Origin of the sequence: Paenibacillus sp. FSL H8-0315 (assembly GCF_038005365.1) — a bacterium.
In the GTDB taxonomy this organism is placed as follows: domain Bacteria; phylum Bacillota; class Bacilli; order Paenibacillales; family Paenibacillaceae; genus Paenibacillus_AQ; species Paenibacillus_AQ odorifer.
This window is the reverse complement of record NZ_JBBOTA010000001.1, coordinates 4,378,693-4,403,412: the sequence shown is the minus strand read 5'-3', so window position 1 is coordinate 4,403,412 and position 24,720 is coordinate 4,378,693. Positions and strand designations below refer to the sequence as shown.

The 24,720-nt window shown below is 44.6% G+C and carries 20 protein-coding genes; 5 read left to right on the top strand and 15 right to left on the bottom strand.

Features of this window, described 5'->3' with window-relative positions; all coding sequences use genetic code 11:
• The first annotated feature begins 98 nt into the window (after positions 1 to 98).
• A complete protein-coding gene (locus MHB56_RS19080; RefSeq protein ID WP_341143882.1) occupies positions 99 to 503 on the top strand; it encodes a hypothetical protein in 405 nt (134 codons plus the stop codon).
• Between the two features lie 86 nt (positions 504 to 589).
• Here MHB56_RS19080 and MHB56_RS19075 read toward each other — a convergent pair whose 3' ends face one another.
• Positions 590 to 1,816: an MFS transporter gene (locus MHB56_RS19075; RefSeq protein WP_339811967.1), complete on the bottom strand. Its 1,227-nt coding sequence runs from the start codon at positions 1,814 to 1,816 to the stop codon at positions 590 to 592.
• A 210-nt stretch (positions 1,817 to 2,026) separates the two neighbouring features.
• On the opposite strand from MHB56_RS19075, the gene MHB56_RS19070 reads away from it, so the two are divergent.
• Positions 2,027 to 2,686: a peptidylprolyl isomerase gene (locus MHB56_RS19070; protein WP_051491160.1), complete on the top strand. Its 660-nt coding sequence runs from the start codon at positions 2,027 to 2,029 to the stop codon at positions 2,684 to 2,686.
• Between the two features lie 134 nt (positions 2,687 to 2,820).
• Here the strand turns inward: MHB56_RS19070 and MHB56_RS19065 are convergent, their stop codons facing one another.
• The 3 genes from MHB56_RS19065 to MHB56_RS19055 all read right to left on the bottom strand — a co-directional run bounded on the left by MHB56_RS19065 (position 2,821) and on the right by MHB56_RS19055 (position 5,998).
• Positions 2,821 to 3,927: a Glu/Leu/Phe/Val family dehydrogenase gene (locus MHB56_RS19065; RefSeq protein WP_248547923.1), complete on the bottom strand. Its 1,107-nt coding sequence runs from the start codon at positions 3,925 to 3,927 to the stop codon at positions 2,821 to 2,823.
• A 232-nt stretch (positions 3,928 to 4,159) separates the two neighbouring features.
• A complete protein-coding gene (locus tag MHB56_RS19060; RefSeq protein ID WP_076129278.1) occupies positions 4,160 to 5,092 on the bottom strand; it encodes a manganese-dependent inorganic pyrophosphatase in 933 nt (310 codons plus the stop codon).
• 99 nt (positions 5,093 to 5,191) lie between these two features.
• The gene (locus MHB56_RS19055) at positions 5,192 to 5,998 is read right to left on the bottom strand and encodes an AAC(3) family N-acetyltransferase (protein WP_076129279.1); all 807 of its coding nucleotides are present in this window, start codon (positions 5,996 to 5,998) and stop codon (positions 5,192 to 5,194) included.
• Positions 5,999 to 6,177: 179 nt separating this feature from the next.
• On the opposite strand from MHB56_RS19055, the gene MHB56_RS19050 reads away from it, so the two are divergent.
• On the top strand, positions 6,178 to 7,155 hold the full coding sequence (locus MHB56_RS19050; RefSeq protein ID WP_341143881.1) for a ring-cleaving dioxygenase: 978 nt from the start codon (positions 6,178 to 6,180) through the stop codon (positions 7,153 to 7,155).
• Positions 7,156 to 7,214: 59 nt separating this feature from the next.
• Here MHB56_RS19050 and MHB56_RS19045 read toward each other — a convergent pair whose 3' ends face one another.
• Positions 7,215 to 7,916 (bottom strand): YjjG family noncanonical pyrimidine nucleotidase, encoded by a 702-nt coding sequence (locus MHB56_RS19045; RefSeq protein WP_076194170.1) that lies wholly within the window; start codon positions 7,914 to 7,916, stop codon positions 7,215 to 7,217.
• 168 nt (positions 7,917 to 8,084) lie between these two features.
• On the opposite strand from MHB56_RS19045, the gene MHB56_RS19040 reads away from it, so the two are divergent.
• Positions 8,085 to 9,020, top strand: coding sequence for an MraY family glycosyltransferase (locus MHB56_RS19040; RefSeq protein WP_076129282.1), 936 nt, complete (start codon positions 8,085 to 8,087; stop codon positions 9,018 to 9,020).
• A 449-nt stretch (positions 9,021 to 9,469) separates the two neighbouring features.
• Here MHB56_RS19040 and MHB56_RS19035 read toward each other — a convergent pair whose 3' ends face one another.
• From MHB56_RS19035 to qoxA, 9 genes are all read right to left on the bottom strand, one after another.
• Entirely contained in the window at positions 9,470 to 9,991 is a 522-nt protein-coding gene (locus MHB56_RS19035; RefSeq protein WP_076129577.1) for a mismatch-specific DNA-glycosylase, read from the bottom strand.
• A gap of 143 nt (positions 9,992 to 10,134) precedes the next feature.
• On the bottom strand, positions 10,135 to 10,584 hold the full coding sequence (locus tag MHB56_RS19030) for an RNA 2'-phosphotransferase (RefSeq protein WP_305953966.1): 450 nt from the start codon (positions 10,582 to 10,584) through the stop codon (positions 10,135 to 10,137).
• Between the two features lie 363 nt (positions 10,585 to 10,947).
• Entirely contained in the window at positions 10,948 to 12,990 is a 2,043-nt protein-coding gene (locus MHB56_RS19025) for a hypothetical protein (protein WP_143766481.1), read from the bottom strand.
• Positions 12,944 to 13,846 carry an ABC transporter ATP-binding protein gene (locus MHB56_RS19020; protein WP_076302831.1) on the bottom strand — a complete coding sequence of 301 codons (903 nt, stop codon included), beginning with the start codon at positions 13,844 to 13,846 and terminating at the stop codon, positions 12,944 to 12,946. The genes MHB56_RS19025 and MHB56_RS19020 overlap by 47 nt, the downstream gene beginning before the upstream one ends.
• Positions 13,839 to 14,228: a GntR family transcriptional regulator gene (locus MHB56_RS19015; protein ID WP_076129581.1), complete on the bottom strand. Its 390-nt coding sequence runs from the start codon at positions 14,226 to 14,228 to the stop codon at positions 13,839 to 13,841. Before MHB56_RS19015 ends, MHB56_RS19020 begins: the two co-directional genes overlap by 8 nt.
• 1,309 nt (positions 14,229 to 15,537) lie before the next feature.
• Positions 15,538 to 15,828 (bottom strand): cytochrome aa3 quinol oxidase subunit IV, encoded by a 291-nt coding sequence (gene qoxD / locus MHB56_RS19010; protein WP_036680878.1) that lies wholly within the window; start codon positions 15,826 to 15,828, stop codon positions 15,538 to 15,540.
• Between the two features lie 4 nt (positions 15,829 to 15,832).
• A complete protein-coding gene (gene qoxC, locus MHB56_RS19005; protein WP_042124373.1) occupies positions 15,833 to 16,429 on the bottom strand; it encodes a cytochrome aa3 quinol oxidase subunit III in 597 nt (198 codons plus the stop codon).
• Positions 16,426 to 18,369, bottom strand: a complete 1,944-nt coding sequence (gene qoxB / locus MHB56_RS19000) for a cytochrome aa3 quinol oxidase subunit I (RefSeq protein ID WP_076129582.1) — start codon at positions 18,367 to 18,369, stop codon at positions 16,426 to 16,428. The genes qoxC and qoxB overlap by 4 nt, the downstream gene beginning before the upstream one ends.
• Positions 18,370 to 18,407: 38 nt before the next feature.
• Positions 18,408 to 19,427 (bottom strand): cytochrome aa3 quinol oxidase subunit II, encoded by a 1,020-nt coding sequence (gene qoxA / locus MHB56_RS18995; RefSeq protein WP_036680822.1) that lies wholly within the window; start codon positions 19,425 to 19,427, stop codon positions 18,408 to 18,410.
• A gap of 487 nt (positions 19,428 to 19,914) precedes the next feature.
• Between qoxA and MHB56_RS18990 the strand changes: the two genes are divergently transcribed.
• On the top strand, positions 19,915 to 21,051 hold the full coding sequence (locus MHB56_RS18990) for a polysaccharide deacetylase (RefSeq protein WP_076129583.1): 1,137 nt from the start codon (positions 19,915 to 19,917) through the stop codon (positions 21,049 to 21,051).
• A gap of 1,892 nt (positions 21,052 to 22,943) precedes the next feature.
• Here the strand turns inward: MHB56_RS18990 and MHB56_RS18985 are convergent.
• Entirely contained in the window at positions 22,944 to 24,650 is a 1,707-nt protein-coding gene (locus MHB56_RS18985; RefSeq protein ID WP_076185021.1) for a methyl-accepting chemotaxis protein, read from the bottom strand.
• Positions 24,651 to 24,720: the final 70 nt, after the last annotated feature.

Sequence of the window (24,720 nt, the reverse complement as noted above, 5' to 3'; positions counted from 1 at the left end):
ACATACCCATTTATTGGATCAGCGATTCGATCATGGTCAAACGGGTAAAGATAAACATAGGAAGTTCAAATTTTATCATAAAAAAGGAGTGAACGGCTATGGATAGTTCACCAAATAAAACTGAAGCTGACTTTGAATATGAACGTTATATACAAGCTGATATGGATGAAGAGGATATTGTTGATGATGACGCAGATCCTGTCTTGGTTGGCGATAAATACTTGGCAGCAGATATTGGTTTAAACTCACCTAAGGATGTAATCGAAAGAGATGAGCTGGTGGAATCCGATGCATATCTAGCCGCTGAAACCGCAGGATTAACCCTAGATGATACGGATTATACTAAGGATGAGGAACTCTTGGAGATGGAAGAAGAAGATCAGCCGCTGGAGGATGTTCCAGATGCAGACGATGTATATCCAAATTCCATTATTGACCCTGCCTCCCCGCCATTGGATGTTATGCCGGGAACAGACGTTTTGAACGGTTCGCAGGGAGAATAGCAGCTTAATATGAATAAAGCCGCCGGGCTGTGAGCCCGGCGGCTTTATGTTATTTCTAAATAACGACATGCTCATTGAGGTAGCAGTTAGCCCTGCATCGTTGTTGGCTGTTCTGCGGGACGAGCAGCGGCGATTTGTGCTTCCAGCTTGCGGGTCTTAACCAATATCGCTGCTACCAGCAGCATCACTCCATTGATTACAAACACCCAACGAATTGGAATAAACGCGCCCAATAAGCCGCCGATAATCGGTCCAGCCATCGTCGCAAGCTGAGATGCCGCCTGATTCAGGCCAAAGGCCCGTCCACGGAATCCCGGCTCAATTACTTGTACAATCATGGCATTGACTGACGGCAGCACACCTGCATAGAACAAGCCGTATGCAAAGCGAAGGATAGCGAACTCTACATAGCCCGAAACAAAAAACTGTAGAATATTACCGATCCCGCCCCCGATCAGTCCAATAAATAAGATCATCCCAAAGCCTTTTCGGCTGCCGAGTCTGCCCCACTGCGGAGCCATCAGCACCGTAGCAATCCCCACAGCGGAGAATACGATTCCCGAGCTTAGCGAGGCACTATTTTTGGAGATCCCCATGTCCAGTAGATAAATTGGGATTAACGGTTCCAGAATCATAACGGAGAAGGTACTGATTCCCGCCAGCGAGAGCAAAGTAATAAAAGCTCGGTTACTTCTCGCTTCCCTGATATCATCACTTACATGTGACCTTGGAGCCGAACGGTCGAAGTTCTCCTCTTTTGCAAAAAAAGTAGCAATGAGCGCTGAGATAAGTACAATACCCGCTGAGAATAAAAAAGCAATCCGGTTGCTGGTATAATAGCTCACTACACCGCCAATTAATGGTCCAATAATACTACCTGTCGCTCCGGCTGTAGACATAATACTTAAAGCGTACCCCGTCTTATGCTCAGGTGTATTGGTGGCTACCATTGCAATAGCTGCTGGAACAAAACCGGCAAGCAGTCCTTGCAGCACACGCACAATCAAAAAAACATAAGGATCATGTACAAAATAATTAATAAGGTATAAAGCTGCCAGACTAAAACCCGAGCGAATAAGCATCGGTTTCCGACCATACTTGTCGGCTAGCGAACCCCAATAGGGAGAGATTAAAGCGCTGGCAAGAAAGGTTATTCCAAAACTAACCCCTGACCAAATCTCCAAATGATTTGAAACCCCAAGTTCGTCGCTCAAAAAAATGGAAAGAAAGGGAATCGAGATCGAATAAGCTGTACTACAAAAGAAAACCCCTATCCAAAGCACGATCAAATTCCGCTTCCACGAAAAGAGCATCCTATGCACATCCTTTCTCGATGTTCTCTTTGGAAACATCCTACCATTGTAAACTTCTTTTTAAGATGTGCCAATCCCAGAAGTCATAACTGACCTTTGCATGTAATAGGACAAAGGAGGTATTATGGGAAGTACCTACGAGATTATTCAATAAAAAGGAGAGATTATTTAGTGAAGTCTACACGAACAAAATCCGCTATTCTTCTGATCATGTTATGCCTGGTCATGGTTATTGCGGCAGGTTGCGGTAACAAACCAAACAATAACAATGCAAGCAGTAATAATGGAAGCAGCGGATCAGCACCTGGGGAAGGTGCAGCCCCAACTGAAGGCGTTCCTTCAGCTACGGCAAGTCATCCCTTAGTAACCATTGAAATGGAAGACGGGGATATCATCCAAGCTGAGCTATACCCTGAGGTTGCCCCTAACACCGTAAACAATTTCATCTCACTTATTCAAAAAGGATTTTATGATAACACTATATTCCATAGAGTAATTCCTGACTTCATGATTCAAGGCGGCGACCCTGATGGCACAGGTATGGGAGGCCCGGGTTACAGTATCGCCGGAGAGTTCTCTGGCAACGGGTTCACCAATAACCTTCTGCATACAGAAGGTGTTCTATCCATGGCAAGATCACAGGCTCCTGACTCTGCCGGTTCCCAGTTCTTTATTATGGATGCAGCTTACCCTAGTCTAGATGGAAGCTACGCCGCTTTTGGTAAAGTAACTGAAGGTATCGAAGCTGTAAAAAGAATTGTGAGCCTGCCTCGTGACGGTTCTGATCGTCCAGATGAGCCACCAGTCATGAAAAAGGTGACGGTCGACACCTTCGGCGTCACTTACCCAGAACCGCAAAAGGTTCAGTAATTAGGAATAAGCAGAAACCACGTTACCGTCCTCGAAAGAGAATAAACGTTTCTTGTAGAAATAAAAGAGCATAAAAAACTCGGCAGTCCCTCCGAAGTTGTAATCGGATGGAGCTTGCCGAGTTTTTTTACAGCTTATCCCCGCAGCGATCTTCTGCTAAGTGCATGTTGACCATTACGCAGGAAGGTGCTGCGGCTATTTCTTAATAGCGCTATCCGGTCCTCTGCAAGCTGGTTCGCAGCGGCATAAGTAGGTATTCCGTTCAAACGGGAAATTTCCATTACGCGGGTAATATTGTCGTAAATCTTCGCCACCTGCTTAAAGGCACGTTCCTTATTATAGCCGTTCAGCTCGTCCGCAATATTAATGACGCCACCTGCATTAATCACGTAATCTGGAGCATATACAATCCCCATCTCATGAAGTGCATCACCATGCGAGGAATCCTTCAGCTGATTATTAGCAGCTCCTGCAATCACTTTCGCCTTGATTACCCGTAAGGATTCATTGTTAATTGTCGCTCCAAGAGCGCAAGGAGCATAAATATCACAATCTACACTGATGATATCGCCTGGATCTACAGCCTTGGCGCCATAGGCCTCTACTGCACGTTGAACGGCTGGTTTATGGATGTCCGTTACGATAAGCTGTGCTCCTTCTTCATGAAGATGTTTGCACAGTGTAAAGGCCACGTTCCCCACGCCTTGAACAGCTACTGTCTTCCCTTCAAGCGAATCACTGCCAAAGGCGGCTTTAGCGGCTGCCTTCATTCCTTGGTAAACACCGTAAGCCGTTGCTGGTGACGGATTGCCCGAAGAACCGTACGTAGGTGAGGTGCCAGTAACATAATCTGTCTCTTGATAAATAATGTTCATGTCCTCTTCCGTAGTCCCTACATCTTCAGCAGTTATGTACCGTCCATTTAAACCTTGTATGTATCTTCCGAAAGCACGGAACATGGCTTCATTTTTATCCTTCTTGGGATCTCCAATGATTACTGTTTTCCCACCACCCAAATTCAGGCCGGATACTGCATTTTTATAGGTCATCCCTTTTGCTAATCGAAGCGCATCAACAATAGCTTCCTCTTCCGTAGCATAGGTCCACATCCGTGTTCCACCCAGTGCTGGTCCTAGTGTCGTGTCATGAATCGCGATGATCGCCTTTAATCCCGATGCCTTATCCTGACAAAATAATAATTCCTCGTAGTCGTCCCGTTCCAATGCTGCAAACAATTCCATTTCCAATATCCCCTATCCCTTTGTCATATTCCTCATGCTGGTTCAAAGTTCATGCAATTGGAAGAGGATCAGTTGGATCCCCTCCCAAAATATTGTAGCAGAATACGCCGTAAAACAAAAAGAACTCATGTCACCATCTTAACTACTGATGGGGCATGAGCTCTTTTTATCCAATCTACTCTCATAGACAGGATTTCTATTGTACAAAATACAACGCAACTGTCAAAATGCTTTACAGTTTAGCAATTGTCTCTGTAAGTACCGGTACGATTTGCGATTTACGGGATACTACACCCTTAAGAAGTGCTTTATTGTCATCAAGCTTCACGTTGTACGCCTGTTCTACTGCACCTGCAACACGGCCCAGAGCCAGACCCACCGAATCGTTGTTGAGGATATCAGTAACTACGAACAGGAACAGATCCAATTCTTTTTCAGCAATAATGGAAGTCAGTGCAGTTTCCAGTTCAGCCTGCTTGGAGAGTACATCATTAACGTCGACCGCGTTCACTTGGGCGATTTCTACTTTGTATTCACCCATTTTGAATTCCTTAGCATCCAAGGAGATCAGTTGAGCGATACTCTTGTCGCTAAGATCAGCACCAGCCTTCAGCATATCAAGGCCGTAGCTTTCTGCATTTACACCAGCGATTTCAGCCAATTCGCGTGCTGCAGCTACATCTTCAGCGGTGCAGGTTGGAGATTTAAACAGTAAGGAATCAGAAATGATTGCAGACAACATCAATCCGGCGATGTCTTTAGGGATAGCTACACCGTTTTCTTTATACATTTTATTAAGAATAGTAGCAGTACAGCCTACTGGCTCAGCACGGTAGTATAACGGATGTGCAGTCTCAAAATTAGCGATCCGGTGATGGTCGATAACTTCAATTACACGCACTCGATCAATGTCATTCGCACTTTGCTGGCGTTCATTATGGTCAACAAGAATAACCTGATTAGCTTCTCCAGCTACGTTCTCTACCAGACGAGGAGCCTCTACTCCGAAATGATCAAGCGCAAATTGCGTTTCACCACTAACGTCTCCCAGGCGAACTGGCTCAGCATCCCAGCCTAATTCTTTTTTGAGTGCTGCATAAGCAATTGCCGAACAAATAGTATCCGTGTCCGGATTTTTGTGTCCAAAGACCAATGTTTTTTCCATTTCCAATCTCCTTACTATGTTTTAGTGAGATTAATATACCATACATTGATAGCGGCTTCCAGATTGTGCGTGCTGAAAAAATGGTTTAGCCTCTCCCACCTACGGTTGTTCACGTCTGGTCTTTGGAAGCGGATCTGGTTTGGACTCACCATGCAGCGGTTCATTATCGGAGAAAAGATCAGGATTCTCTTTTAGCATCAGGCTTAAAATATCCGTCGTTTCTACTGTTCCACACACTCTAACTAGTGCATCCCCGAAGTTCCCCTTACGCATGGCACCGCCTTCCTCAAGCTCGCGTTCCACTTTCCAAAAATGCTCCGACCAAGAGAGACCACAATGTCTGCGAGAAGGCACCATGATTTCATCGCCACCCGGCGTCACCGTATATAATTCCTCATGACTATCCGTCATTCTGCCCGGAATATCCACCCACTCTTCAATACCGTGAATGAACGTATTCCGCCGCAGATCGACGCCCAGCAGTACTATTTCCGCCTTCCGATCAAGCAGCTTGCCCCACACTGAACCACGGGCGCATGGCGTATCCCAACGTTCATCCCCTGCAGTAAACGCCTCAGCATCAACACCCAAAGCCGCTACAGAGTGAGTCGGATGCCAAGAGCGGACAACACCTGGACGTTTTCTGAACAGCTCCGGTAATATCCCTACACAAGATGGGGAATCTTGAACAAAGAAGCGCGGATTATCCGCATTAATATAAGCCCATGTATGCGTTGGCAAAACAAGCAGCCCATCCTTCATATATTCACTGAGTGCATCCAGCACCGTGTTCGCGCCTCCTTCTACTTCGCCAACACTTTTTAACGAGGAATGAACTAGAATGGTCCCCCGTGGATCAATCCCTAACTCCTGTAATTGTTTCATCAAGCTTGTTGTTGTGTGCACTATACTCTCTCCTTATGTATGAATTAAATTTCATGAAACATTAATATCCACTTGCAAAAGTTTCTTATTACTATTAAAATTATAGTAACTTAATAATATTCACCAAAGATTCTATCGATATATTAAAAATAAATTAAAATAATCCACAAACCCAAAGCATTTACAAGGAGGTAACTACCATGAGTTTAACGTTAAAAGGACTTCACCATGTCTCAGCTATTACAGGCAAAGCACAGGAGAACTTTAAGTTCTATACAGAGGTACTCGGACTGCGTCTCATTAAAAAAACAGTAAATCAGGATGATATTTCAGTGTACCATTTATTCTATGGAGATGAGAAGGGTAATCCCGGAACCGAATTAACCTTTTTCGAGCTTCCGATGGCAGGCCGCAACCGTGAGGGCAATAACAGCATCTCCGCGCTCTCCCTTCGAGTGCCAAGCGATGCCGCACTTACCTACTGGGAGCATCGCTTCACCGAGCTTAACGTGGAGCATGGGACGATACAGGAACTTGGTGGACGCCAGACTTTATCCTTCCGCGATCACGAGAGCCAACGTTTCATTCTCGTATCCGACGAAAATGATAACGGTGTTGCCGGCGGTACTCCTTGGGCTAAAAGCCCAGTACCTGCCCAATATGGCATTGTAGGCTTAGGACCCGCACATCTCACAGTAGAAAGTGCAGAACATACAGCGGTAGTGCTGGAGCAGTTGCTCGGCTTCCGCCGTATAGGAACCTACCCTTCAACAGTTGCCGGTCAGCCAGATGTGCTCGTATTCGAGACTGGTGAAGGCGGATCAGGTGCTGAGGTTCATCTGGAGGAACGCAATGATCTGGAGCAAGAGCATTTGGGACGTGGCGGGGTACATCACGTCGCATTCCGCGTAGATAATGAAGACGAATTGAAGCAATGGATCGAACACATCCGCCAGGCGCAGCTTCCTAATTCCGGTTTCGTCGACCGCTTCTACTTCCGTTCCCTCTATTTCCGCGAGCCTAACGGCATCCTTTTTGAGTTAGCTACAGACGGACCAGGCTTTGCTACAGATGAGCCTATGGAAAGTTTAGGTGAATCGCTTGCGCTGCCGCCATTTCTGGAATCGAAACGCCAGCAAATCGAGGCGTATCTAAAGCCGCTGGATACTCGGCAATAAACCTCTTCAGGTTACTAAATAAAAGGTGTGAGCCGCTTATGCGCTCACACCTTATTTTTTTATTGAAGGTTAGTGGCTTTCCCTACAATATCTAGTAGCTCCGACAGGTTTCGGATTTCGTATTTTGGCTGAACGCCGGACTCATTAATCTTCCCTAGCGGGTTAAACCAGCAGGTATCAATCCCATAATTAATTCCGCCTTGAATATCAGAGGTTAAGGAGTCACCCACAATCAATACTTTTTCCTTATCCTCAATCCCCAATTTGGCAAAAGCATAATCAAAAATCCCCGTCTCTGGCTTCTGACATCCTGCCTCCTCTGAGATAATGATCTGCTCAAATGTATCACTCAGCAGCGAGCCTTGGATTCTGGAAGTTTGCACATCCTTGATTCCATTCGTGATAATCGCCAGGCGGCAATCTGCAAGCTCTCCGCATAGCTCGATTGCTCCCTGCATCAGAAAGGTTCCTTCGCCTAAGAAACGTAGATAGGCCTCACTGAATGTTTCAGGATCAAGCTCAAGCGCATGTGCAGCAAACAACCGATTAAACCGCTCTACCCGCAACGCCGCAGATGAAATCCTTCCTTGTTCTAAATCCCTCCACAATGCGTGGTTAATCTCTTGATAACTGGCAGCATAATCTGCTGCACCTGTGGGCATCCCAAAGTGTAGAAAGGCATTAGACAACGCGTGACTTTCTGCCATTCCATAATCAAACAACGTATCGTCGGCATCAAATAAAATAACATCGTATTTCATAAATATCCCCCAAAGGCTTTTCTCAACAAGGTACTACAGCGTTGCTGGCAAGTCAACTTCACACCCCTCACGACAAAATTTTACTTTTTTAAGGTAGATTTAATCGATCTGTGGTATTTTAAAAAGAAAACGGTGGTGAGCGTCATTTTATACGTTTTATCATTTCTAATGTCATTTCTTATCGTCTACTTTCTAATTCCGCCGCTCGGCAAGCTTGCTTTTCGGCTTGATTTTGTGGACAAGCCTCGGCAGGACGTTGAGCGTAAAATTCATAGAGAGCCCATTCCGCTAACGGCCAGCTACGCCATATTCATCGGATTTTTTATCACTTATCTGGTGTTCGCGCGTGATTTCTCCATGGAGACTGTCGCATTATTTGTAGGTGGCGTACTGTTGCTGACCATAGGCACGGTGGATGATTGGTACAAAACGAAAGGCAAAGATTTCCCAGCTCTGCCCAAGTTAATTGTACAAGTTAGCGCAGCGATCCTGGTTTATGTTTCTGGCAACGCCTTTACCGGATTCTACAATCCATTCTCAGGCGATTATATCGTTTTGCCTGTCATTCTATCGTTTCTGCTGACGATTATCTGGATCTTCGGTGTAACCACAGTTATTAATTTCTCGGATGGCATGGACGGTCTGGCTGGTGCCTTGACGGCCATTTCGGCGATTACGTTATTTGTTGTCGCACTGGCAAAGGGGCAATCCTCATCTGCCATTATGGCAATTTCACTGATTGGCGTTACGCTTGCTTATCTGCGCTACAATAAGCCGCCCGCCAAAATCTTTATGGGCGACGCCGGGGCAACCTTTCTCGGCTTCATCCTTGCGGTCATTGCACTCGACGGCGCGTTCAAGCAAGCCACCGTCCTGTCGCTGTTCATCCCGATTCTGGCGCTGGGCGTACCGATCTTCGACAACATTTTTGTCGTAGTCAAACGTTTCATCCAAGGCAAGTCCATTTATCAAGCCGATGCCACCCAGGCTCATTACCGCCTGCTTCGGGCAGGCCTGAACCAGAAGCAGGTCGTTGCCGTGCTTTGCCTGATTAGTGTTTGCCTATCCTTATCCTCTATCATTCTGCTGCTGATTGAGACCTAATGTATTAGGGACTAAGGGCATGTCTCATATACTGAGACTGCCCTTTGAAGTTATAAAAGGAGCAAGATTCCGATATGGAATCTTGCTCCTTTTGTGTTTGAGGGTAGCGAGAGATAACTGAGATGCGAGAGTTTGCCAGACCTTACGAGAGCTACGGGATCTGCGGGATCTGCGGGATCTGCGGGATCTGCGGGGTCTACGGATTTACGGAGATCCATGGCCAATTTCCCCAGCTTTTACTCTTACGGACTCAGGCGCCGTTATTCGTGGATTTTCGGCCATTTAGTCGTGTTTTCGGACTCCAGAGACGCTATCTACCCAAAATGGACTCATATTCAGTCTATTTCCACCCAATAGCTGCATTGGTGTCCGATAGCGCACAAATTAGAGTGATTTGTTACTTTTAGCGACTCCTGTGTCCTTTAGCACCCTACCTCCGAATACATCAATCACCCATCGTTCTCTTGCGTAAACTCGGCTAATCTGCGATAAATCCCAACGATCTCTTCCATCGGCATTCTAACTAATCCGCTAGAAGAGGGTGCAACAAATTCACGGACACCATCTACCTTTGGAGGCACGTCCCCTTGAAATCCCCAGTTAGCTTTTGTTCTGCGGCTAAACTCTGTATACACACCCTTACCTACAAAACAGGCGACTTGAGGCCGATATTTCTCCAGCTTGGAGCGAAGCATTTCCCGACCCTCCTGGTATTCTTCACGAGTAATATCGTCGATTCCCCGTGTGGGACGGGCAACAATATTTGTAAACCCATAGCCCAGCTTAAGCAAGTCCCCATCCTCAGACGCATCATACAACCGGGGAGTAAGTCCAGACTGATGTAATATTCTCCAGAAATTATTCCGCGGATTCGCGTAATGATGTCCTACCTCGCCAGAACGGATACTAGGATTGAATCCAATAAATACAATCTGTAATCCGTGATCTAAGTGATCTGGAATTTCATCCATGTTATTATGCCTCCTGACCAAACGTCGATCTAGTTCAACTTACGGGGTACACCTTAAGACAGGAAGGCGGTATATGACCTGCCAACCATACCTTATTACCCGCCTTATAAAAGGTTACACCCATTTGACCCGCTCTAATCGTATCAACGGTTAACAATATCAATTTCCCTCTGCGGACTTCCGGCTAAACTGGCAAAATGAGTCCCTTCAGACAAATGAACATACTGCCGTCCCATCGATTGGAGCCCCTCCTCCAAAATCACAGAAAGCACACCAGAATGAGTTCCGTGAAAAAGTATAGCAGGCGGAGTCCCCGGCTCATAAGTGATTTTTGTGTGGCTATGCCCGTACCGGGCTTTGATCCGGTCATCAACGATTTCCAATCGTTGCTTGTCGCAACCTGCAACCACTTGCCGAATATCTCCCACAGTCACCTCTGACCATCTAGGAGTGCTTACAATAACAAACAGTAAATCATCCAACCTACAGGAACCATCCTCTGGATCCAAAATAAGACCATATTGCTCCGGGGTATGCCGAAGCAGCTTAGTCATAAATTTACTTAACGACACTTCCGCTGTATTGCTTAACATTATATTTTCACCTCAATTTTTCCTATTTATATTATTCTACTAAAGGATCTCTTCGAAGCAGATTCCAGAGGCATTACAGCAATCACACATCCATGTATTACCTCTTACTATGCAAAAAAGACCATGGACTCTATCGTCCATGGTCGGGCTTCACCTAAATACAAAACTCCTTACCAGTTAATACAGCGATGTTATTTTACCGGAACGAATATACTGGTTCAGAGGCTGATCTAAAAGTTCCATTTCATCCTTCTCCTATCTCCAAAAGCATAATCCAACTATCCAGTTTATGTCAACCAGTAGTCTTTTATCTGTAATCTTTTACTTACCTTATTCTAAACTTATTCTTAACTTATTCTTAACTTATTTCAGCAATGCTTTCAATTCAGGCGTCATATCCGATTCTTTTAACATTACGAAATCGCTATAACCCTCTTTGTACATCAACTTCACAATGTAGTTGCCATTCTCAACACCATAATGGAAATGATGGTCCAAAATATCTGTTAATAATGTCTTATCCTTCGTAACAGCCGTACGATTCTTTTCGCGTGCAAGCGCTACTCTTTGTTCAGGACTAGTAGGGTTCTTAGGTGTTTGCTCGTCCATATAATCATCTTTTATAATCTCTGCCGATTGGATATCTTCAGCTGTTATTTGTATTTTATCGGCATAACCTTTTTCGTTCATCCACTTTTCAAGCTCATGGAAAGAAGATTTCCATGGATAATTATAACCATAACTTGAAGAAACTTGATTGCTGTCCTCTTTTGCCTTTACCTCTATTTGGATATTAGCCACATCAGGTATTCCATCCTTATCTATCTGTACTTCGTAGGACATATTCAAAATTTCGCGTTTGATAATCTCCTTTAGCTCTAAAATTTCCCCGGGATCAGAGATCGCTACTTTTTTATTCCTGTTAGTAACCCACATATAATCCAGGTCTTTGTCTAAGAGAGCTAAATTATACTTTTCATACTTGTAAGCTTCGGTATCCTTAACCGCCTTGAGCTCTGATTCAAACCCCTTATTAGGGATCCAGTATTCCCTCACTAGCTTGTGACCATTCTCCAATTGATAAGCCAGAGTAAAATATTCATAAACGTATTGTTGTGAGGTAAGTTCTGGACGTACCGCAACTACCGCTTGATGGAGTTTACGGACAGCTTCTATATAATCTTTATCATCGGAAAAAGGGTTCTGCCCCATGTAGGGTGTAGTGTACAAATCATCCGTTGGGGCATACAACCGGTAGTTAGCTCCCATATATACACCGCTAATCTTATCACCGGAAGGCACTCTGGCTTCATACCCCGTAACACTTGATACCGGGATATACAGAAGTAACCCTATCATTACCGCATAAACTGCAAACTCAGCTACCATTTTACGCGTCATAATCTGCCATGTTTTCCGAACAATCATTTCTGCGGCAACATAACCAATAATGGCTCCGATGGCATATCCACCAATCACCCAGCCCATTTGCTGTTGCTTCATTTGCGCAAAATAATTACCGGCAATAAGCATGGCACATAACATAACCCCTGCTTTAAACAGTGGGTTGAAATATCCAAAGGCAATAGCCTGACCCGCTTTTTCCGTATTACGTTTACGGTATAACAGGTACGACAACCCGATAAATAGAAGTGCCAATACCCCATAAATCCATAATTCTGTATTGGTGAAGGGTTTGCCGGTAAAATAATACACGATATGAACAAAAGGAGACCATATCTGCGAAATAGAATCACGCAAGTTAGAGTTTGCATTTGCATATCCATAAAGATACATAGCTAAATGGCTGTGGATTAATGAGATCAGTACAGCAGGAAGAATAAGCAAAATATAAATGATAATTCCCTGAAGAATAGATTGGCCCGTACATATTCCCACAAAAACACTAAAGCAAAAGAGGAACAAAGTCAGAATACTAACTGTAATACACCATTGCCAAATATCTGCGCCTTGAAAAATATAAAAATTACCACTCCACGGCTTAACAACGGCAACCACCCCAGCAGTTAACCAAACAGGCAGCAATAGTAAGGTAAGTCCACTCGTCAGATGAGCTGTAAATATATGCTCTCTGCGTAAAGGCAGGCTATGCCAAAGATCTGCAGGTGATTTTGCCTGAAGGTATCGGAATAAGAATAGTCCTGCGGCAACTGGGATCGTAATGATAAACAAGGCTTGCACACTACCAGCTATGCGAAATAAATGATCAACTTCCTGCGGTTTTGCATCCGGATTGCTGCTCATGAAGAGCTGTAATGGAAGTGCAAATAATAAGCCGAGTGCATATATAATCCCTATCCAGCCATGCTGGCGGAAGTTCTGGCGAAAAATACTGCTATTAAAGTAGTAATGGCTGCGCATCATATCCGACATCCCCCATTTCATAAATAAAGATCTCTTCTAACGTTAATGGAAGCAAATCGAATACGTATGGCTCGTACACCTGAAAAGCCGCTTTGATCCGTTCACGATCCCCTTTTACAATATATAGGTTCACACTTCCCCGGCGCTCTTGATGCAGAACTTGTAACTTGGCAGCTAACGGAATCTCATGCCGTTCATCTCGGAACACCACTTGAATCTTATGTGTATCCGCCTTAAGATCATCCAGATCCTTCTCAATCAACATCTTCCCACCATGCATAATCCCGACATGATCGCACAGATCTTCAATCTCACGAAGGTTATGGGAAGAAATGATTACCGTCAACTCGCGTTCAGCAACCTCCTGAAATAGCAGGTTTTTGATCTGACGCCGCATCACCGGATCTAATCCGTCAATCGGTTCATCCATAATCAGCACATCCGGCATACAGCTTAAACATAACCAAAATGACGCTTGCCGCTGCATCCCTTTGGAGAAACGACTGAGTTTGCGTTTTTTATCGAGCTGAAATACGGTTCCCAAATCTTCAAAACGCTTCTGATTCCAGCTCGGATAAATCGAGCGATAGAAGGCCGCCATTTGCAGCATGGTGGATTGTGGGAAAAAGTAAGGAGCATCCGGCATAAAAATAACCCGTTGCTTAGTCGTCGGGTGTTCGAATACCGCTTCACCATCCACCCGCACGGTCCCCTTATCTGGAGAGTAGATGCCCGCCAATGTTTTGAGCAGCGTAGTTTTACCCGCGCCATTAGAGCCGAGCAGCCCATAAATTGTTCCTTTATGTACCGTTAAAGAGATATCGTCGACTGCCTTCTCGCCTTGAAATAACTTGCTGACTCCCCGAATCTCAATCATCACTCTTCCCTCCTTCTCTTTGCTTCTCCACTTGTTGGTACAAAGAACTAATCTCAGCTGCGGTGAACCCAAGGTATACCGCCTCCGCCATCAGCCTCAGCAACTCGTTCCGGACTTCCGCTTTTTTGATCGCATTTTGTTCTTTTTTCACTGGGGCTACAAAACTTCCTTTCCCCTGTAATGAATAGATATATCCCTCACGTTCCAATTCACGGTAAGCCTTCTGAATCGTATTGGGATTCACGGTTAGCTGCTGGGATAACGTCCTTACAGAAGGTAGCTGTTCATCCGTCTGCAAAATACCATGCAGAATCATCTCCTTGACCTTATCGGTCAGCTGCTCATAAATCGGCTTCCGACTACGAACGTCCAGTTCGAACATAACCTTCCTCCTTCCACTATCTTGCATTAAATCCATTATGATGTGTACTAACTGTACTACTATTATTAATACAGTTTTATTTATATGTCAACAAAAAAATCCCCAAGATTTTCCTTCGGGATTTATCTATTCCTTGCTATTAATCAAAATTACGTCCCATCGCGCCGAGCCAACCTCATCCACAGTAGTTTTAGGACCCTGATGACGCTGATTTCCGCTTATAAGGTCATCTGAGTCCGACAGCGCCGTGCCATCCTCATCCCCCGTAGCTTTCGGACTCAGATGACGCTATTCGCACATTTTCCGCCTTTTGAGCGAAGTTTCGGACTCCACTGCAGCTATTGTCTAGAAAGACGCTCATTTCGGGCGTTTTTCACACCAATAGCGACTTTGGGGTCCGTTACCACTCCAAATGACGCTGTTTCCAGCTTTTAAGGTCACCTGAGTCCGACAGCGCCGTGCCATCCTCATCCCCCGTAGCTTTCGGACTCAGATGCCGCTATTCGTACATTTTCCGCCTTTTGAGCGAAGTTTCGGACTCCAGTGCAACTATTGCCTAGAAAGGCGCTCATTTTGGGCGTTTTTCACACCAATAGCGACTTTGGGGTCCGTTACAACTCCAAATGACGCTAATTCATGCTTTTAAGCTCATCTGAGTCCGATCGCGCCGCCCCCCCTTATCTCCCCCGTAGCTTTCGGACCAGATGACGCTATCCGCATATTTTCCGCCTTTTGAGCGAAGTTTCGGACTCCACTGCAGCTATTGCCTAGAAAGGTGCTCATTTTGGGCGTTTTTCACACCAATAGCGGCTTTGGGGTCCGCTACAACTCCAAAAGCCGCTGATTTCCGCTTATAAGGTCATCTGAGTCCGATCGCGCCGAGCCTCCTTATCCCCGCTAGCTTTCGGACCCAGATGACGCTATTCGCACATTTTTCGCCTATTGAGCGAAGTTCCGGACTCCAGTGCAGCTATTGCCTAGAAAGGCGCTCATTTTGGGCGTTTTTCACACCAATAGCGACTTTGGGGTCCGTTACAACTCCAAACGCCGCTGTTTCCCGCTTTTAAGCTCCTCTGAGTCCGATCGCACCGAGCCAACCTCATCCCCCGTAGCTTTCGGACTCAAATGACGCTATTCGCACATTTTCCGCCTATTGAGCGAAGTTTCGGAGTCCCGTGCAGCTATTGCCTAAAAAGATGCTCATTTCCGGGCATCCGCTACAACTAACCTCCGAAATAAACGCAAAAAAAGAGACGTCCCTAAGCCATTTTGGCTTTAGAGACGTCCCTTTGAGTATTAGTGTCTGTAATTAAGCATACCAGCCCCATACGAAGATGAAGAGCGTACCGAATATCGTAACTAGACCAACGAATAAGGCATAGGCGATATTGATGTAAAGTTCTTTCTTGGTATCTGCTGATTCACCAATATGCATGAACAGGAAGAGCTGCAAGGAAGCCTGAATGAGGGCTGTAACAAGCAGGATAGCCATGTTCGCAGTGTTGGATAGATCAAGGTAGATTACAGCAAGTGCAGCCACAGAAAGGACAAGAGAGGCTAAGAAACCCATCACATGGCGAATTGGAAACAATTGCTTCATCATGCTACATCAGTCCTTTCAGATAGACGAAGCTGAAAATAAAGATCCAGACAACGTCCAAGAAATGCCAGTACAGCGAGAAGATAAAGGATTTATTGGCCGTAGCCGGATTAATACCTTGACGCTTCAACTGGATTAGAATAGCCGCACCCCACAGGAACCCGAACGATACGTGAGCTCCGTGTGTTCCCAGCAGTACAAAGAGACTGGATAGGAAACCACTGGTTTGAAGTGTAGCCCCTTCGTGAACATAAGTGACAAACTCCGTAATTTCAATACCAAGGAAGCCGAGACCCATTAGAAGGGTTAGTCCGAAAAAGACCATCATGGCTTTTTGGTAACCATGCCGCATGGCATGAACTGCAAGACCAATCGTGAACGAACTTGTCAGCAGCAGCAATGTTTCGATCATTACTGGACCAATTTCGAAAAGATCCGGCCCGCTAGGGCCGCTGGCAAAACGGTCTACCATTACAAAGTAAACAGTGAACAATGTAGCGAACAGTGCAATCTCCGCTCCTAGAAAAACCCAGAAGCCAAAGATTTTATTACTATTCTCTTCTGTTGAGTATTCAAGCGGCTTAGACGCATCTATTTTCATACTGTCTCACCCCGCAATTTCTTTTCAGTAGCAATAACTTCTTCTGCTGGGATGTAGAATCCGTGATCCCTATCAAAGGACATAGCAGCTAGAACAATGAGGATACCTACTCCAGAGAGGATCGCTGGAATCCAAAGACTGAAGACCAGAGAGAACCCTGCAATGAAGAAGATAACACCCAAAACAAATGGTTTTCCTGTGTTGCTAGGCATATGAATCTTAGTAATCTTATCTTCAAAAAGCGGTACTTTATCTTGTTTAGCAGACCAGTAAGCATCGCGTGTTTTTACATTTGGAACCACTGCGAAGTTGTAAGCTGGAATCGGGCTTTTCGTTGCCCATTCCAAAGTACGTGCATCCCACGGATCTCCATCAGTATCTCTTGGTTCGTAACGAGTACTCCAGTAAATGTTATAAACCAGGATTACAAATCCAATAGCGAGACCGATCGCACCTACGAATGAGACCATACTCAGCGGGCCAAATCCAGTATCCGCAGAATAGGTGTATTGTCGGCGGGTCATACCCTTAAGTCCGAGAATAAACAGCGGGAAGAACGATACGTTAAAGGAAATGATAATCCACCAGAAGGCATGCTTGCCAAGACGTTCATTCAGACGGAAACCGAATACTTTAGGGAACCAGTAATGGAACCCTGCGATAACGGCGAAGACCGCACCCGGAATAAGAACGTAGTGGAAATGGGCAACCAGGAACATAGTATTATGGTACTGGTAATCGGCACTGGCCATAGCCAACATGACACCTGTTACCCCACCAATCGTAAAGATCGGAATAAAGGCCAGGGTGTATAGCATAGGTGTCGTAAAGGTTATTCGCCCTTTTCGTAAGGTAAATAGCCAGTTAAATATTTTCACACCTGTTGGTACGGCAATGGCCATGGTTGTAATCGAGAAGAAGCTGTTAACCATAGCACCTTGACCCATTGTATAGAAATGGTGAGCCCATACTAGGAAGGACAAGAGGGAAATGATCAACATACTGAATACCATGGATGTATATCCATACAGGTTCTTTTTAGAGAAGGTGGCGATAATTTCACTATAAATACCGAATGCCGGTAAGACAACGATATATACTTCAGGGTGACCCCATACCCAGAACAGGTTGGCCCATAACATATCCATACCGCCATTGGCCATCGTAAAGAATTGAGAGCCGAACAACCGGTCGAACATCATCAACGCGAGTGCAACCGTAAGCACAGGGAATGCGAATACGATAATTACGTTGGTGATCAATACGGACCAAGTAAACATCGGCATTTTCATCAACTTCATGCCTGGTGCACGCATTTTCAGAATCGTTACAATAAAGTTAACGCCTGTGAGGAGCGTACCAATACCTGAAATTTGTAGTGCGAGCGAGTAATAGTTATTACCCACCGTTGGACTGAACTCTAAACTTGCTAGCGGGAAATATGCGGACCAACCAGCATCTGGCGATCCCCCGATAACAAACGAAATGTTAAGCAGCATAGCTCCAAAGAAGAAGAGCCAGAAGCTGACAGCATTCAGACGCGGGAAGGCAACGTCTCTAGCACCGATTTGCAGCGGAACGATAACATTCATCAGACCGATAATAAACGGCATGGCCATAAAAAGGATCATAATCAAGCCGTGTGTTGTAAATACCTCGTTGTAATGCTGTGCGTCAAGAAATTTCATGTCCGGGGCTGCTGTTTGCAGCTTCATCATAATAGCGTCAACGCCGCCGCGGAAAAGCATAAGCAATGCAGCGAGGATATACATAATCCCAATACGTTTGTGGTCAACAGTAGTCAACCATTCGCGCCATAAATATCCCCATTTTTTAAAATAGGTCAGGCCGACGATAATCCCGATTGTAGCCAGAACAATACTTGCCATAGCTCCGTATATCAGGGGTTCGCCGTGGACCTTAAATTTATCCCAATCCATTAGGAATCGCTCCTTTCAAGTTGTTCAATTAACATTGACTAGTGTCCGTCATGTGTTGTGCTCTCTTCTAATGGAGAACTAGGTGTCGGCTCATCCAGTTCTGGATTAGGCTCGGTGTTGAATTCCGTCTCGCTGGATGGTGCTGGAGTCGGGTGAATTTCTTTATTATCCTGATGCTCCATACTTCCGTTATCCGTATCCATTTCAGTGCCACCATTACTCATATGGTCACCATGGCTTCCCGGAGGCGGGCTAAAGGATAAGTGAGTATTCGTATACGTTTTACGTCCGACATGTTCCATTTCCAAAAGACCTTTAAATTCATCTTCCGTCAGTGGACCCGCCGTTTCTTTAACGTCTTTCACCCATTCCTGATAGTCCTTATCTGTCATCGCAAGTGTTTCAAACTCCATGTGGGCAAAACCCTTACCATTAAAGTTCGCATTTCTTCCGACATAAGAACCTACAGTATCAGCTGAAAGATGCAAGGTTGTGATCATGTCGCTCATCGCGTATTTTTGTCCTCCCAATTGTGGGATCCAAAGACTTGAGATCGTACCGAAAGAATACAATCTGAACTCTACAGCGCGGTGAACTGGAATGTTAACGTAGTTTACTGTTTCGATACCTTCTTCTGGGTAGCTGAAATGCCATTTCCAGTTAGAGGAGGAAGCATAAATTACAAGCGGTTTCTGATCTTTATAATCCGCTGCAACATTTTCTACATCTACTGTTGTTTTGACGGTGACTACGGAGAGGAATGCCACGATAATAATCGGAATGGTAATCCAGATAGCCTCCAGCCATTTGTTTCCTTCCTCGTGAGGAGGAATATAATCTTCGTTGCTTTTTTTAGCACGGTATTTCAAAAGCACAAAGACATATAAGATGTAGACAACTGCCAGAACGCCGAGCATCATAACAATGGAGAGAATGATCGTGTCAGATAAAGTTCTTGCAGCCGGCCCCTTCGGATTCAGAACAGCGATTGAACTGCATCCTGGCAAGAGTAAAATTAGGCTGAGAAATAAAGCGTATAACGGTCCCTTTTTGTTCATGCTTAAGCTCCTTCCTTCAATACTTCTTTTATTAACCCTCAACATTAACCTTTATATATAGTAAGAATTTATGGAGAAGAAAGCAAAAGACTTATTTTTCCATTTAGACTAAAAAAGACCTTAATAATGGCGAACAAGTTAAATATGTGTGATCAATTTGTTACAAGTTTCTAATAGTATGATAAAGATCACTGTAACGGCGCTGTTTATAGGTTGAAAAATTCCGTTCAAACTTTGTTCAATAGTTTACTAAAGTTGCTAATTTAGACACATCTATTCTGCGCAAAACAGGGTGATTTTAACCATTTTTTGTTGATGCGCCAGTATTTAGCCGGAGTCGCGTGCTTTTTATGATTGTGGTTGAAATCACAGTTAACTTCTAAAAGGTAACAAATTATTCTGCTGGGGGTTACAATCTCTCAAATTTCATTCTATCAATGTATGATAAGGTAATAGACAAATATACATAGATAGGAGATTTTTGACGATGTCTTTAAAGAAAGTATGGCTATTATTAATCGTATTATTCATTGGTTCCGGATCAATACGAGCGATAGATTCAGTGAATGCAGCAGGTGCAGGCTCCCTTAGGTTAGGTGTGAACGATAAGTTAACAACTATTGAAGCAGTTTCGGTAAAAGATACCTATTACGTTCCTCTACGTGATCTATCACAGGAACTTAAGTTAACGCTAACTGGAGTGAGCGATGGGATAAAAGTTACAGGTCAGAACAGATCAATCAAACTGCTGAATGATCATGCAACAGCTACTCTAGGCGATGGAAAGACCATATCCATGAGTACATTTTTGAAAAACGGAAAAACAATGGTTCCACTGAAATTGACCTCTTATCTTGGTTTTGGAATTTCTTTTAAAGCAGATCAATATTTATTGCGTGTAAAAGATGGCTCGGCTACATTAGATGATGCAACATTTGTAAGTAAGTTTAAAAAGGAATTGAAGCCAACCGCAACTCCTGGAACTTCTACGCCAACTGTTGGGAAGCAAGGTAAGACCGTATACCTCACCTTTGATGATGGGCCAACGGCTACAACTTCTACATTGCTTGATATTTTGGCAAAATATGATGCGAAGGCAACTTTTTTCATGATCGGACCGAATATGAACCAGCATACTGCGCAAGTGAAACGGATTGCGAATGAAGGGCATGGTCTCGCATTGCATGGAATGACGCACCGGAAAGAGAAGTTTTATGCTTCACCTGCGGCTGCGCTGGGAGAGATGGATAACGATAACGCCATTTTGAAAAAGATTACAGGTCAAAGCACTACACTGATTCGTCCTCCTTATGGAAGCAAGCCTTATTTCACAAAGGCCTTTAGAGATAAAGTGCTGGCTCAAGGTTATCATCTATGGGATTGGAACGTGGACTCAGAGGATTGGAAATACAAGGATGCTAGTACGACGATCTATAATTCGGTAATGAATCAGGTTCATAAGCTGCAGAAATCGCAGACCAATCCAGTGATTCTGATGCATGATCAAAAAGCTACACTTAAAGTACTTCCGCGTATCTTAGAGTCATTGAAAAAAGAAGGCTATACATTCCACGTCATTAGCTCAGATCTGAAACCTCTGAATTTCTGGAAGGATACACGCTGAGTTTTTTTGAAAAAATCAAGAGGGAATCCCAACAGCTGTGAACTAGCTATTGGAATTCCCTCTTTTTTTGGTCTTGAACTAAACACTAATTTTTGTTTAATCCGATCACATTCATGCTCCCGAGTTTTTCTATCGGACCCAGATGACCTTAATTGCTGGATTTGCCTCTGTTTCGGGTGCTATCGGACCACATAGCCGCTATTGGTGCAAAAAACACCCGTTATCAGTGTTTTCCACACCAACAGCTGCACTGGTGTCCGAAACTTTGCTCCAAAGGCGATAAATGGGCAAATAGCGGCTACTGAGTCCTAAACTCCACTCCCAAGCCACAAAATGAGCGAATGGCGTCTGCTGTGTCCGCCAAACCAGTTGGGATGAGTATGAACTCACGCTATCGGACCCAGATGACCTTAATTGCTGGATCTAGCTATATTTCGGATGCTATCGGTCCACATAGCCGCTATTGGTGCGAAAAACACCCGTTATCAGCGTTTTCCACACCAATAGCTGCACTGGTGTCCGAAACTTCGCTCCAATGGCGACAAATGTGCGAATAGCGGCGGCTGTGTCCTATAGCCTATGGGGATGAGTATGAGTCCACGCTATCGGACTCAGATGACCTTAATTGCTGGATTTAGCTATATTTCGGATGCTATCGGACCTCATAGCCGCTATTGGTGCAAAAAACACCAGTTATCAGCGTTTTCCACACCAATAGCTGCACTGGTGTCCGAAATTTTGCTCCAATGGCGATAAATGGGCAAATAGCGGCTACTGAGTCCTAAACTCCACTCCCAAGCCACAAAATGAGCGAATGGCGTCTGCTGTGTCCGCCAAACCAGTTGGGATGAGTATGAACTCACGCTATCGGACCCAGATGACCTTAATTGCTGGATTTGCCTCTGTTTCGGGTGTTATCGGACCACATAGCCGCTATTGGTACAAAAAACACCAGTTATCAGTGTTTTCCACGCCAATAGCTGCACTGGAGTCCGAAACTTTGCTACAAAGGCGATAAATGGGCAAATAGCGGCTACTGAGTCCGATAGCCTTTGGGGGTGAGCATAAGCTCACGCATCGGACCCAGATGACCTTAATTGCTGGATTTGCCTCTGTTTCGGGTGTTATCGGTCCACATAGCCGCTATTGGTGCAAAAAACACCAGTTATCAGCGTTTTCCACACCAATAGCTGCACTGGAGTCCGAAACTTACCCCAATGGCGATTAATATGCAAATAGCGGCTACTGAGTCCGATAGCATATGGGGATGGGTATGAGCCCACGCATCGGACCCAGATGACCTTAAACTGGGGAATATCAAGTAGACAGTGTGTTTGAAAAACTAGAGATCTGCCGGGAACACTAGGGTTACGGGTTACGGGTTACGGGTTACGGGGTACGAGTTACGAGTTACGAGTTACGAGTTACGAGTTACGAGTTACGAGTTACGAGTTACGAGTTACGAGTTACGAGTTACGAGTTACGGGGTACGGGGTTACGATGTATGAGCATACCGATCATCTCCTAGGTTTTTATTGTTTCCACGCCTCCGTCTTACCACTAGTGTGGGCTGGAGATCACATAGCATATGTTTGCCCGCAACCTGCTGGGACCAACTTACGTCTATACGCTCCTGACCTACTGAGATCAACTTACATCTCTCCCCCCTTGACCTACTGAGACCAACTTACATCTTTCCCCCTGACCTGCTGAAACTAGCCTACGTCTATCCGCTCCTGACCTACTGAGACCAGCTTACATCCCTCCCCCTTGACCAACTGAGATCAGTTGGCTCGCACTTGCTCCCAATCTGCTATAACCACAAACAGCAGAGCAGCGATCTCCGTTACTGGAGAACCGCTGCTCTGCTGGTTTTAACAATATTATGAAGCCTATAGTTTGAAGCTGGACAATGTCTTTTGCAGATCTTCTGCGAGCACCGCTAAATACTGAGCTGAAGCTGACATTTCCTCCATTGCGGATAGTTGCTCCTGACTCGCTGCACTTGTGTCCTGAACACCTTCTGCACCTTTACTAGATATAACGTTGACCTGTTCCATAGCTGCTGCCACACCTTGTGATTCCATGGCCACATGAGCAACCGCTTCTCTAATCTCCGCTGTCTGTAAGGTAGCTTCTTTAATGGAAGTCTGAATCTCATGAAAAGCTTGAGATACCAGATGACTTTGAACTACGCCATTGGTGACTAGCTCAGTACCCAAAGCCATGGATTCTACTGCGCTTTCGGTTTGCTTTTGGATATGTGTAATAATATCTGTAACCCGCAAAGAACTATTTCTAGTTGCTTCCGCCAGATTACGAATTTCTCCAGCAACTACAGCAAATCCCCGTCCATGCTCACCGGCCCGTGCTGCTTCTATAGAAGCGTTGAGCGCAAGCAGATTCGTCTGTGTAGCAATACCGTTAATCGTTGTAATAATTGTATTAATCTCTTGTGACAATGTCCCCAGATTAGAAACAATCTCCTGACTCTGAGTTACACTGAGGTCAATTTCCTTCATCTGCACAATGATTTGGTCTACAGCCTCTACTCCACGATCCGATGAACCGGAGACTACTCCCATAAGATCCGACATTTCATAGCTACTGCCCTCTACGGCTGCAATATCATTGGTCATTGCTTTTATGGAACGTGTTGTACTGTTAATGCTCTCTGTCTGCTCATCAAATCCCGCAGCAATCTCTCCAGAAGATACAGCGATCATTTGTGAAGCCAATGAGGTCTGCTCAGCACTAGCGCTCATCTCTTCCGATGAAGCTGACAGCAGTTCTGCACTCTCTGCAATCCCTTGCATCATCTTCCGCAAGCCCTGCAGCATATTGTTAAATGAACTGTTAATTTGGCCGATCTCATCCTTAGCGGTGTAAGTTGCTACCACAGTCAAATCTCCATCTTCTGCCCGCTTCATTAGTCCTTGCAGTTCTTTAAGGGGTTTTGTTATCAGTCGAATAATTGCAATACTAATTACGAAACAAATCACCCAGGCGAACGTAATCATTATGGTATTGTTTACCCGCATGCTTTTAGCGGTTGCCATGGAATCTGAATTGTGTTCATCAGCATCTTTAAGCAAAGAATCACTAATTCCTTTAAGTAGGTTGATCATTTTTTCACGGGATTCGTTAAATTCGCCTGAAAATACTTTATAGGCCTCTTGATTATGATTACTATCAGCAATCTTTATAATGTTATCCCGCTGTGCACGATAATCTGGCAAAAAGGACTCATACTCTTTGATTTTACTTACAATAGCAGGATCATTATACTGAATCGCTTTCACCTTGTTCATAAGTTCATTATTATCCTGAACCTTCACTTGGATACTCTCAGAAAGTTCTTTGTTTTTGCTGGCATTTACGCTAATCAAACGCTCCAAAAGATAGGATTCAATAGCCCGATTATTCGTACGCATCTGCCCTACGTAAGAAACAGGCAATAAATTTTCATTATATGTCTCATTTGTTTTTTCGGCCATTTGGGTCATCGTAATGATGCCTATGCCACCTACAACATTAACCATGATTACAGCGAATACCAAAAGCAACCCTATTTTGTATTTCACTTTCAAATTTTTCATCTACACTCCGCCTTCACATTATCTTATGATCTATCTATTTTTATCGGTCGGAAGGGCTAAGAGTTTGATG